We start from the raw sequence: 11753 nt of genomic DNA on the forward strand, positions 1-11753 counted from the left end.
TGGCTGCGAACCGCTAACGCGGCTCTTGCCATAGGCTAACGTTGTGGACGCCCCCAAAGGGGCTATGCGCTAACGCGTCGGGTTGTGGATGGAGCCCGAATATTGTGGAACGTGGTCTAAGAAACTGTTTAAATTTATATGATACCGATTTTGAGAAGGATTGTCAGATGGATTTTTGCTTGTGATGAGGGAGTGTAGCAGTAGCTACATGACCGAAGAACAAACGAAAAGACGCCGACAAGACTCTCAAAAGCAAAGTAGTATGAATTTTAAACAGTTTCTTAATTTTTGACGAGGTCTATGCCACGTCGGATGGCCTGCTCGTTGAGGGGGAGCAGGTGGTGGTGTCGCTCGGGAAGTGTCTTTTTAAGTCCGCGCAACACGGCGTCGACATCGACCACCGGCTTCATGCCGAGAATGGCACCAAGCACTATCATGTTGTATGTCTTGGAGTTGCCCATCTCTACGGCTGCGTCCATCGCCGGTATCTCGCGTACGATGATGTCGGTGCGCACCGGGCGGCGGTGTATGCCGTAGGCATCGTATATGAGGAGTCCGCCGGGCTTGATTTTAGGCTCGAATTTGTCGAGGCTCTGCTGGTTGAGCACTACGGCGGTGTCGTAGGTGTCGAGCACCGGCGAGCTGATGGGGGTGTCGCTGAGGATTACGGTGACGTTGGCAGTGCCTCCGCGCTGTTCCGGACCGTAGGCAGGCATCCATGTCACTTCCAGATCGTTCATAAGTCCGGCGTAGGCGAGTATCTTTCCCATCGAGAGTACTCCCTGTCCGCCGAATCCTGATATGATGATTTCTTCTTTCATGCTTAGTGGGGTTTATTGGTCGAGGGTGTTTTTTAAATCGCCGAGAGGATATGCGGGCAGCATGTTCTGCTCCATCCACTCATTAGACTTTTCGGGCGACATTTTCCATCCGGAGTTGCAGGTGCTGACTACTTCCACTACCGATGTGCCGCGTCCGTCCATGGCTGCTGCGAAGGCTTTGCGCAGGGCAGTCTTTGCCTTGCGCACTGCGGCTGGTGTGTGTACGGCCTGGCGGGTGACATAGCATGTGCCCGGCAGTAGCGCGAGCAGCGGTGTGATGTTGAGCGGGTGGCCGTTGAGGTCGGTGCGGCGTCCGTAGGGTGTGGTTGATGTCACCATGCCTTCGAGCGTGGTCGGGGCCATCTGTCCGCCGGTCATGCCGTATATGCCGTTGTTGATGAATATTATCACGATGTTTTCGCCACGGTTGGCTGCATGTATAGTCTCGCATGTGCCTATGGCGGCGAGGTCGCCGTCGCCCTGGTATGTGAATACCATTTTGTCGGGGCTGAGGCGCTTGACGGCAGTGGCTACCGCCGGGGCACGTCCGTGGGCTGCCTCTATCCAGTCGATATCGATGTACCGGTATGCGAATACGGCACATCCTACCGGTGCTATGCCTATGGTCTTATCCTGGAGGCCGAGCTCTTCTACGATTTCAGCCACAAGTTTATGTACTACTCCGTGGCTGCATCCAGGGCAGTAGTGCATGGTCTCTTCGGTCAGGAGCGACGGGCGCGAGTATACTCGGTTTTCTTCCTTTATGATATCGTTGAGTTCCATATGTCAGTTCTGTGGGAAATGGTTGAAGAATGCGTCGAGGATTTCCTGAGGGTTGGGCACGATTCCGCCGAGGCGTCCGAAGTGGTATACGGGCACCGAGTCGTGGCATGCGAGGCGCACGTCCTCGATCATCTGTCCGGCGTTGAGCTCTACCACCATTATGCCTTTTACCTTTGCGGCGAGTCGCTCTATCTCGGCCGACGGGAACGGCCAGAGTGTAATCGGACGTATGATGCCTATCTTTATGCCCTGTTCGCGGGCCATCTCGATTGCTTTTTGCGATATGCGGGCTATCGAGCCGAAGGCTACGATGAGGTAGTCGCAGTCGTCGATGCCGTATGTGGCAAATCTTATTTCGTTTTCCTCAATCACGCGGTATTTTTCCTGGAGGCGGATATTGATTTCCTCCATTGCCTGGGGCATCAGCTCGAGGGTGGTCATGATGTTGCGTCCTCTTGAGGCCGGCTTTCCTGTAATGGCCCACGGGCACTGTTCGGCAATCTCTTCGGGTGTGCGCCTCGGGCGCTGCGGAGGGAGCACAACCTTCTCCATCATCTGTCCGACAATTCCGTCGGCGAGTATTATGGCCGGAGTGCGGTATTTGAAGGCGAGGTCAAATCCGAGTGCCACGAAGTCGGCCATCTCCTGCACGGTGGCGGGAGCAAGTGTAATCAGGCGGTAGTCGCCGTGTCCTCCACCCTTGGTGGTCTGGAAATAGTCGGCCTGTGAGGGCTGTATGGTGCCGAGTCCGGGGCCGCCGCGCATCACGTTGATTATGAGTGCGGGGAGTTCGCCTGCGGCTATATAGCTTATGCCTTCCTGCTTAAGCGACACACCGGGCGATGATGACGATGTGAACACGGCTTTGCCGCAGGCGGCTCCGCCGTATACCATGTTGATGGCTGCTACCTCGCTTTCGGCCTGGAGCACTACCATGCCTGTGGTGTCCCACGGCATCAGTTCCTCAAGGGTCTCCAGTACCTCGCTCTGTGGTGTTATCGGATATCCGAAGTATCCGTCGGCGCCATACCTGATAGCGGCATGTGCGAGGGCTTCGTTACCCTTCATCAGTCTAACTTCTTCGCTCATAAATGTGTATAGTCAAAATTCAACATGATGGGATACTATTTCTCGAGGGCACGATATACCTCAATGCATCCGTCGGGACACACCACGGCACAGTTGGCACACCCGATGCAATCGGCGGGACGATTGGTGTATGCAAAGTGGTAACCACGGTCGTTAACCTCTTTGCCCTGGAGAGACAGCACATCTTTCGGACATGCCACCACGCAGAGATTGCATCCCTTGCAACGGTCAGTGTCGATTACCACTGCTCCAAATACTTTTGCCATATCGGTGTAAGTTATATTAGTAATGTGTGATGTGGAGTGATGTTGTAAAGCATAAGCAGCTTTTCCGACAGCAAATATAATTAAATAATCGGATGGTAAATATATTTTAACATATACTTAACCTATGGCACACCGCGGGGTAAAATGTGCCAAAAAAACAGATGTTGAGGAAATTGATTCATATGTCGTGAGTTGTGGTGATGAATTGTAGTCGTGGCGGGGCGTATCGGTCGAGATTGTTAGTGTGAAAGGAAAACATGCGTTCAGCGTATGCGTTTCGGTCGATGAAAAGCTATGTCTGACAGATCGGCGGGCGGCGGCATCTGTGATGCCACCCACAGGCCTATGGCACGGGTCATGAGAATGTCGTCGTGACATCCGTGGCGTGCGGCGTATCTTCCCGAGGGGTCGCGCTCGTATACGGCCAGTTCGTTGCAGGCCTCGGAGTCGCGCTCTATGTAGGCACCGTCGCGCACGAGGCTTATCAGGTGGCCTATCACCAGGGCCTTGGTCTGGCGGTTGGTGTGAAATCCGACACGGTTGGCCAGCGAGTGTGTGGCCGAGTCGAGTGCCCGGCGGCGGTAGAGGTTAGGGTAGTGGCGGTTGAGTTCCGACAGCAGTATAAGGGCATTGTCGGTGTCGGGAGTCGACTGGCTTTCAAGAGAATTACTCTCCACGACCAGCAGGGCGTTGCCGTACCATGATGCAATTGCTGCCGCCTTGGCGGTAAGCAGGTCGTGGTCGATGTGACCTCTCCACTGGGCCGCGATTTCCGGGCGGCCATCCGTCGGGAAGCGGTCGATGACGGCTATCACGGAGAAATCGGCACGGTCGGTGCGTCCGCCAATGTCGACGGCCACCACGTAGCGGTCGATGCCGTGGCGCGGCCTTGACCATACTTTCAGGCATCCGCAAGGGTCGGCCACGAATCCGTTGACGGTCATTGCGCCAGGCAGCAGCGGTGATGCCGTAGAGAGTTCGCCCAGCTCGTAGGTGTCGGAGCATGCTGCACGCAGGGTGTCGATGAGGGGCGGGGCGAATACTCCGCTTCCGGTGTTTGCGAAGGCTTCTGTGGCTGAAGATGGGAATTCGGCCTGCATGAGATGGGCGGATGGGTATTCGCTCAGTTTCTCGCGATACCATTGTATCTGGCCGAGTGTGCAACCGAGGCTCCACAGCCATCGCTCGTAGTCGGACATCGACCGCCATAGCGCCTCGGGGTCGGCGACGTCGGCGGTGTATATGTCGATTTCATACCACGGCACAAACACTGCGGCCTTGTCGCTGCGTCCGGCTTCGGAGCGCAGCCATTCGGAGTGGAAGTAGTTGCCTACGCCGTTGGCCGTGCTTTCAAGCGCAATCAGTGTGTCGGGGCGGCGTACTATGCCTCCGCATATAGCGCGTATGAATCCTTCGGGCGACTGCGAAGGGGAGTCCTTCCAGAAGGCCACCTCGCTCAGATGGGCCATTGCGTAGTCGGCTCCGCGCACGGCCTCCTGTCCCTCCGACGAGCCTACTGTCACCCGGCAGTCGCGCCCGGTAATCACGCGGGTGTTGACCGAGCGCTCGAACGGACGGAAGTCGTGGGGCGAGTCGTCGGGCCAGAATTCATCGGGGTAGCATGAGAGCATCTTTGTATACATGCCCCGTATGGTCGCGGCGGTGTCCTTCACGTGGGCGCATATCAGGGAGTGCCAGTTGCGGTGGTGGACACACTGCATCCACGCCATATACATCTGTATGAGGGTAGATCCGCCCCATTGGCGAGCCTTGAGCATGATTAGTCGTATGGGGCGCCGGGCGATGCGCATCTCCTCGAGCACGGCAAGCACCCGCCGCTGCGGGCGGTTGAGCAGGAAGGGTATGTCGCGTCCCGACAGTTTGTCTTTGATTTTTACGCATGTGGCGGCCCAGAACTCAAAGTCGTGGGAGAACCGGAGCATGCACCATGCATGGTAGTCGCGGGTGACGGTGAGAAACGCAGGGTCGTCGGCCATGGGCGCCGGTATGTGGCATGGCGTGCCTTTGGGGTCGATGGCCGCGACGCGGGTGAGTGGGCTCCCTTGGCCTGTAAGCGGATTGTAGGGTGCTTGCATGGCGGCTGTGCGTCGGGCGTTTTCTGCAAGGATATCGGTGATGTTTTCCATATGATTGTTAAAAAAGGAGGAATTTTCCTGTCTCCAGGAGGAATGAAGTGATTCTTGCGTCGGGCGATACACTTCCGGAGAGCGATATCGTGACATAGCGGTGGGGATGGGCCATCACCGGCAGATAGAGAGGTGCGGCTATGCATCCGGCTACCGCGAGTCCGGCAAACCTGTGGGCCTTTTCCGAGCCATTGTCGCCGAGCAGGTCGATTGCCATATCAGCTTCATTGGCGGCAACCATGGCTGTGAGGGCGCGGATGCGCGGCACGGTGTCGCCGTCAATGCATATGCGCATGCGCCACGATACGGCAATAGGTTTGTCGGGGTCGGCATGTTCGACGGAGGCGTCGTAGAATCCCGACGAGCCGGCTATGAACAGCGAGTGGGAAGCCTGGCAGAATGCTCTCGGGACTATGTCGGTGCGTGTATATGTGTGTCCGTGGCGGTCGATTATCACCGTACGCGGCTTTGCTGCGCCGTCGGCGGGCAGACACCAAAGTTCGCGATATGCGGGCGACCAGGCGATGGCCTTGAATCGGGCCGGATGTATGGGTGTGGAGCGTGTGCCGTTGAGGCATATCACGCCTGAGGGGGTGGCTGCGTATACTCCCTCGGGCCCTACGGCTACCGCCTCGGCTGAGCCGACACCCTCCGACGAGATAACCGATGCGGCCATCTGCATGGAGGAGCTGACGCTTACTGTGTGGATGCCGGCCAGGGTGAATACATAGAGGTGGCGGCGTCCGAAGGCGATACCGGAGGTTGAGCGCGGTGCCTCGGTGATGGCTGTGACGACGGCAGAGCCGATGGTGGCAGAGCCGGCGGGGGTGAGCGGCGAGGCGGTGTTGGCTACCACCACCGATGATTTGTGGCATACGGGCTTGCGTTCGGTGACGGCCCTCATGGGCGATGGCGCCTCGCTGAACGACGAGAGGGGTATCGGATGCAGCGATGGCGCGACGTAGCAGGCTGCTGCTGAGGCCGGGGTAGTGGTGAGCGGGAATGAGCTTGCGAGCGTGCGTCCGCCGGCTGACAGCTCTATGTCGATTCTGAATGCTCCGGGATGGGGGTAGGATAGCATGGGCAGCAGGGCTTCGGGAATCTGGCCAACGCCTGTCGATTCGGCGCAGAGGCGTTCGGTCTGGCCCATGGAGTTTAGCAGGCTTACGCATACTTTGGCTTGCCACGGACCGTAGCTTTTTCCGGCAATCCATGCCGAGTTTAGCGGCATCGGGAGGGTGTGTATCGGGGTTATGCCGGCGTAGGCGGCGATGTCGCCGGCGACAGTGGCCACTGAGGCGGTGAATGTGTGGGGGAGTGACACCTCACGCAGTATCGACGTCGTGGCCTGTGATGCTGTAGTGGGCGCCAATTCGTTGCGGAGGAATTTTGCGGTGTTTCCGGGGTTGAAATCCACGGGTATGTCGGCGATAATGCCTGATGAGCAGAGCTGCCCGTCGGGATTGAAGGGGTCGTGGATTACTGCGGCAATCTCCGACACTTCATTCAGGCGGTCGAGCATGGCCGGAATAAGCGATTTCTGTGCCGTCAGTCGTGGTATGGCGACGCGCAGTTGTCCCTCGGTGGCTGTGTGTCCGAGGCGTGTCACATAAGGGGTCGATGCGTAGTCGACGAGGTCGGCCGGCGGAGCCGTCATTAGCTCGAGCACGGTGGCCCGGCGTGATTGCTCAGGCGGCAGGTCGGTGTCGCACAGGCGTAGTCCGATTCTGAACCCTGTGACGCTTATCGAAGCCGGCTGTACATGGCGGTAGGAGCCTGATGATACGGATACACTGACGTCGACATGCTCGGGGCCTTGTATGCCGCCGGGAGTCACCAACACGGGTGTGGAGCGGAAGAGTTCGCGTCCGGCGGCGTCGCGCAGACGATACCATGCGAGTATCGGGGCTGCGGCGCATCGGTCGGCCACGGCGGCCGATGTGGCTTCGGCGAGAGCTGCCATCACGCTGTTGCTGAGCATGGCAATGTCGGTCTTGTCCATCGCTCCGGTCCATGATGTATAGTCGCCCTTGAGAGTGAGATGCGGAGTGGCGGCGGTGTGTGTGCGTGGTTCGGCAGGGTATATTGCTACAGGGGGATAGTCGCCATAGGCCGGTGACAGACTCCATCGGCCTTCTCCGTCGGGAGCGGCCGTATATACTCCGGCAGGGGTGAAAATGTGGATTCCGGCGGTATCGGCTACGGCTGTGGTGGCTTTTTCGGGTAGTGTGCCTACGCTCAAGGGTGTGCCTCCGGATGCGGGGAGTGCCCACAGGGCAAGCGAGTCGGACTGGAAGAGGCATGTGACAGTGCCGTCGGGTGCTGTCCATGATGCTATCGGTGTGCCCGACTCGCGGCATAGGCGTGTCGGTGGTGATACCGGGCGCAAGGAGATGCCCATAATGGGGCGTCGGAGGTTTTGTACGGAACACCGGTCGGTGTCAGGATAGGGCAGTGTGGCCCTTACGGTGTGTTTTTTCATAATGTGAAGTGATTAAGATGGTGTCGATGTTGATTTCTGGCATTCTGTATGCCGGTTGTCGCAGGCATCATTGTGGTGGATGCTGCTGTGTGTTTTTTTTGTTGATGCAAATTTACTATGTATACAATGTTGTTTGCAAATTTATCGGGCATTTTAACATGTATTAAATGCGATTTTATTGGGCGCGAGAAAAAAATGCGATTTTTGTGAATTTTTTTTGCTGAAAAATTTGGAGAATGAGAAAAAGTGCGTACCTTTGCAGTGTTGAAAGCAACAAGCTAACAGCGAAACAAAATGGTGATTTAGTGTAGTGGCCTAGCACGCCACCCTCTCACGGTGGAGACCCGGGTTCGATTCCCGGATTCACTACTCACCCAAGCGGTTCACTCTATGAGTGGACCGCTTTTTTTTGTGTCCGGAATTTTTATAGTCGTTGTGGCGCGGTGCCAAAAATTTTTGGAATGTGGCAGGTTGGACATTTGGGGATTGGTGGGCGTAATAGGCGTGGAGGTGTGCATATAGTGGATGTAGGTGGATTTTTTAACGTCAGCACATTTTTTTGATTTATGTTTGTGTCGCCGCCAATTCCATCACCCTTGGGTTTATTTTTAGTCGCCGGGCTACGCCGGGCACAAAGGGGTGTTGGCAGAAGACCTATGGCTGCAAACCGCTAACGCGGCTTTTGCCATAGGCTAACGTTGTGGACGCCCCCAAAGGGGCTGTGCGCTACGCGGGAGTTGATGATGTGATTTGAGGTGTGTTCGGGATGTGGTTGGTGATGGTTGGTGATGGTTTGGGATGTGGTCGGGATGTAGTTCAATATCCTCGCCAATTCCATCACCCTTGGGTTTATTTTTAGTCGCCGGGCTACGCCGGGCACGAGGGGATGTTGGCTGAAGACCTATGGCTGCAAACCGCTAACGCGGCTTTTGCCATAGGCTAACGTTGTGGACGCCCCCAAAGGGGCTGTGCGCTACGCGGGAGTTGTCATCGTCTCCCGTTTGTTTCAGTCAATATTTCCGCGTTGTCCTATGGTCTCTATTTTTTTTAGTCAAGATTTATGCAATTTTCGTGTCCTAATTTTTTTAGTCAAGATTTATGCATTTTTCGTAGCCCTAATTTGTTTTGGTCAGGATTTGTGCAATTTTCGTAGTCTTCATTTGTGTGTCTTTGGATGTGATTTTTCGTTAGCAACTCCCCGCGTTAGCGCATAGCCCCTTTGGGGGCGTCTACAACGTTAGCCCCACCCAAGAGCCGCGTTAGCGGTTCGCAGGGTGGGGTGATGTGCCATCCATCTTGTATGCCTGGCGTAGCCCGGCGGCACGTATCTTTGCTAATTCCTCCAGTTTGGTTTATGGTAGTCGCCGGGCTATGCCGGGCACAAAGGGGTGTGGCTGAAGACCTATGGCTGCAAACCGCTAACGCGGCTTTTGCCATAGGCTAACGTTGTGGACGCCCCCAAAGGGGCTATGCGCTACGCGGGAGTTGATGATGCTAAAATTTGGGGAGTGAGGGGAAGGGGGTGATATGAAAACAGCCCGGGGATGCCGGGCTGTTTTCTATCGAAAGGGGGAATGTTGTTGAAGGGGGAATGTTGTTGAAAAGGGTGTGTCGTTTTTTGGGAATGTTGTTGATTGGGGGTAGACTTTGCTGCCACGGTGTCGTGTCGACTGTGTGGCGGAAATCAATGCATTGTCTGCTTGGAGAATGTGAGGTAGAGATGTGTCTTGGTGAGGTCGAACTTGACCATCGCCGGAGTGTCGACATAGGGTGTGATGGCAATCACGATTTCTGTTGTCGAGTAGTAGCCGTTGGATACGGTCTCGGTAACGAGGTTGATTGGGGTGAGCACATACTCTCCGTCGGCATCAGTGAGGGTGCCTTCATCGTCTTTCTCGATGGCATCGATCACAAACTGACGCATGTTGGTGAAGCTATACATCTTTGTGGTCGAGTTGTATGTGGCGTAGAACGATGTGGTATTGTCCGTGAGCTTGTTTTCCTTGAAGAATTCCGTGCGTTTGTCTTTCTTCACGAGGAGAATGTTGGCGGGCGGATTGATGTCGTATTCGTTGGCTATGGCAGAGGCCGGAACGTGGAACGTGAGATTGTTGATTACGTTGTTGTTGCCGGATTGCTTGCGGTAGCTTTCCACAATTTTCTTTATGGGGAGCTGGATTTCGGTGTCGTATCCGATAGGGCCTACGGCGATGGGTTCCTGTGAGGCCAGGGTCTGTATTTCGGGACTCAGGCGCTGTGAGATGTGGTTGTTGAGCACGACCTCGGGTGTGATTGCGAGGAATGAGTCGATAAACCGGTAGGTGGTGTCGTTGCCGGCGTCGGTTGTGCCCTTGTAGGAGAGGTAGAGGTATACGGCCGAATTTTCAAAGCGCATGATGCGTCCTGAGCCGTAGGTGTTTTTTACATACAGTCCGGGGAACCATTGCTGGAAGGCGTCGGGGTCGTTGAATAGCGCAGGGCCGTCGGTCGACAGATACTTGCGGTAGAAGTCCTGACCGAGCTGCTGCGGGAGTTTTACATATACCACACGGGCTTCGTCGGTAGTGGAGCTCGAGTAGGTATAGTCGGCCGCGATGCTGTCGGGGAGTCCGACAACGGTAGCGTTGTAGACGGTGGATGCAATCGGAGCCGAGGGGTCGTAATAGGAGTCGACCGATGTGTCGGATGTCAGTCCTGACGACGGTAGCGGCTTTGTAAGGCGGAACACCTCAAGGCCGAGGGGTATTACGGAGTCGCCTACCATGTCGCCTTTGCGCATCACCATGGCGAGGCGTATCGAGTCGACATTCTCAGGCCCCATGCCATGGCCTGTGGTGAGTTTGTTTGACGGCATGAATCCGCTGGCGAAGTCGGTGGCGAGATATCCGTAACCCTTGGCATCGATGCTTCCGAGCAACTGATATTCAGATCGTGACACGACACTTTCGACAGGCACAGAGTGGCCTGTGACGGTAAATGCCGAGTCGATGACGATTTCCACCTGGTCGCTTACGATTGACGATCCGATGGAAGAGCCTTCTTCGCATGCCAGGAAGGCGAGCGATGATATGGCGGCAAGGGGTATGAGCCTTGAGTATTTCATATAAGGATTGGGGGTATATGCTGCTACTGAAGAGATCTGTAGAATTCGGCGAAGCGGTTGGCGCGATCGGCGGTGTCGGTCTCTGAGAACGGGAGGAACGGCTTGCCTGACTTTTCGATGTAGTCGAGAATCTCGGGGTCGATGTCGGGCGATGACTGGGCCACTGCGTCGGAATAGTCGATAGCGAGCTTGTTGAGGGCTATCCAGTCGACGGGTTTGTCGGCAATCGACGCGATGTCTTCTTTTGAGAATCCTTCGAGCAGCAGTTTTTCGGCAAAACGCGGGTCGAGTGTGCCTTCAAATTTGTCGCTGAAGAGCGAGTAGATGATTTTTGAGCCGGCGAATGTGGGGTCGTCGGCGAATATGCGTTGCAGGTACATCGGCGATAGGGCAGAAATCCATCCGATACAGTGTACGAATCCGGGGTCCCAGCGCAGTTTCTTGACTGTCTCTACCACACCGCGTACGAAGAACATCGAGCGTTCGTCGTTGTCCTCGGGCGAGAGTCGTATCTCAAGATCCGGGGCAGTCTGTGTGCGCAGGAAGTAATCTTCATTGTCGATGAAGTATACCTGCATGCGAGTGGGGAGCAGGGTTGCAACCTTGATTATGAGTGGATGGTCGGAATTGTCAATCTCGATATTCAGGCCTGAGAGGCGTATGACTTCGTGGAGCTGGTTGCGGCGCTCTTTTATCAGGCCGTACTTAGGCATGAATGTTCTCACCTCGAACCCTTTTTCCTGGATGCCCTGAGCGAGATCGCGGCTCTTGTCGGCTAAGTCGGAGGCAGGGACGTAGGGTGAAATCTCCTGCGAGATGTATAATACCTTCTTTAAATCCATATCAGTGTGAAAAATTTGGATGCAAAGGTAGTGTTTTTTTCTGAAATAATCACTAACGGGAGAGCAAATAGACGTCAAATTACGACGAACGACGGGATTGAGGATTACAAAATGTTAATAACATAGCAGTAGGGTTAAGAGCTTGTTTAGAGCTTGTTTAATAATAAATGTTACCGTCAGGGCGGTCAATCGTCGAGCATATTTTCGCTTGTGATGAGGG

At 55.4% G+C, this 11753-nt stretch carries 8 protein-coding genes and 1 tRNA gene; 1 reads left to right on the plus strand and 8 read right to left on the minus strand.

The genetic code is table 11. The features are described 5' to 3' along the window. Nucleotides 1–281: 281 nt before the first annotated feature. The 6 genes from K2I50_RS00725 to K2I50_RS00750 form a co-directional block, all read right to left on the minus strand. Nucleotides 282–821 (minus strand): 2-oxoacid:ferredoxin oxidoreductase subunit gamma family protein, encoded by a 540-nt coding sequence (locus tag K2I50_RS00725; protein ID WP_301024338.1) that lies wholly within the window; start codon nt 819–821, stop codon nt 282–284. A 12-nt stretch (nt 822–833) separates the two neighbouring features. Next, a complete protein-coding gene (locus tag K2I50_RS00730; protein ID WP_301024339.1) occupies nt 834–1604 on the minus strand; it encodes a thiamine pyrophosphate-dependent enzyme in 771 nt (256 codons plus the stop codon). A 3-nt stretch (nt 1605–1607) separates the two neighbouring features. Then, nucleotides 1608–2693 carry a 3-methyl-2-oxobutanoate dehydrogenase subunit VorB gene (gene vorB / locus K2I50_RS00735; RefSeq protein ID WP_301024340.1) on the minus strand — a complete coding sequence of 362 codons (1086 nt, stop codon included), beginning with the start codon at nt 2691–2693 and terminating at the stop codon, nt 1608–1610. Between the two features lie 35 nt (nt 2694–2728). Then, nucleotides 2729–2959 (minus strand): 4Fe-4S dicluster domain-containing protein, encoded by a 231-nt coding sequence (locus K2I50_RS00740; RefSeq protein ID WP_301024341.1) that lies wholly within the window; start codon nt 2957–2959, stop codon nt 2729–2731. Between the two features lie 263 nt (nt 2960–3222). Further along, on the minus strand, nt 3223–5106 hold the full coding sequence (locus K2I50_RS00745; RefSeq protein ID WP_301024342.1) for a terminase large subunit: 1884 nt from the start codon (nt 5104–5106) through the stop codon (nt 3223–3225). Between the two features lie 7 nt (nt 5107–5113). Beyond that, nucleotides 5114–7588 (minus strand): hypothetical protein, encoded by a 2475-nt coding sequence (locus tag K2I50_RS00750; RefSeq protein ID WP_301024343.1) that lies wholly within the window; start codon nt 7586–7588, stop codon nt 5114–5116. Nucleotides 7589–7884: 296 nt separating this feature from the next. On the opposite strand from K2I50_RS00750, the gene K2I50_RS00755 reads away from it, so the two are divergent. Then, nucleotides 7885–7957: transfer RNA gene (locus K2I50_RS00755), tRNA-Glu, on the plus strand. Nucleotides 7958–9272: 1315 nt separating this feature from the next. Here the strand turns inward: K2I50_RS00755 and bamH are convergent. Then, entirely contained in the window at nt 9273–10691 is a 1419-nt protein-coding gene (gene bamH / locus K2I50_RS00760) for a DUF4270 family protein (RefSeq protein ID WP_301024344.1), read from the minus strand. Between the two features lie 23 nt (nt 10692–10714). Continuing rightward, entirely contained in the window at nt 10715–11533 is an 819-nt protein-coding gene (locus K2I50_RS00765) for a glycogen/starch synthase (protein WP_301024345.1), read from the minus strand. Nucleotides 11534–11753 lie beyond the last annotated feature (220 nt).

Origin of the sequence: Muribaculum sp. (assembly GCF_029051885.1) — a bacterium.
Lineage (GTDB): Bacteria > Bacteroidota > Bacteroidia > Bacteroidales > Muribaculaceae > Muribaculum.

Bases quoted from the DNA above. Each gene is read 5' to 3' on its own strand.
- K2I50_RS00725 (WP_301024338.1), bottom strand. From the start codon at position 821: ATGAAAGAAGAAATCATCATATCAGGATTCGGCGGACAGGGAGTACTC.
- K2I50_RS00730 (WP_301024339.1), bottom strand. From the start codon at position 1,604: ATGGAACTCAACGATATCATAAAGGAAGAAAACCGAGTATACTCGCGC.
- vorB (WP_301024340.1), bottom strand. From the start codon at position 2,693: ATGAGCGAAGAAGTTAGACTGATGAAGGGTAACGAAGCCCTCGCACAT.
- K2I50_RS00740 (WP_301024341.1), bottom strand. From the start codon at position 2,959: ATGGCAAAAGTATTTGGAGCAGTGGTAATCGACACTGACCGTTGCAAG.
- K2I50_RS00745 (WP_301024342.1), bottom strand. From the start codon at position 5,106: ATGGAAAACATCACCGATATCCTTGCAGAAAACGCCCGACGCACAGCC.
- K2I50_RS00750 (WP_301024343.1), bottom strand. From the start codon at position 7,588: ATGAAAAAACACACCGTAAGGGCCACACTGCCCTATCCTGACACCGAC.
- bamH (WP_301024344.1), bottom strand. From the start codon at position 10,691: ATGAAATACTCAAGGCTCATACCCCTTGCCGCCATATCATCGCTCGCC.
- K2I50_RS00765 (WP_301024345.1), bottom strand. From the start codon at position 11,533: ATGGATTTAAAGAAGGTATTATACATCTCGCAGGAGATTTCACCCTAC.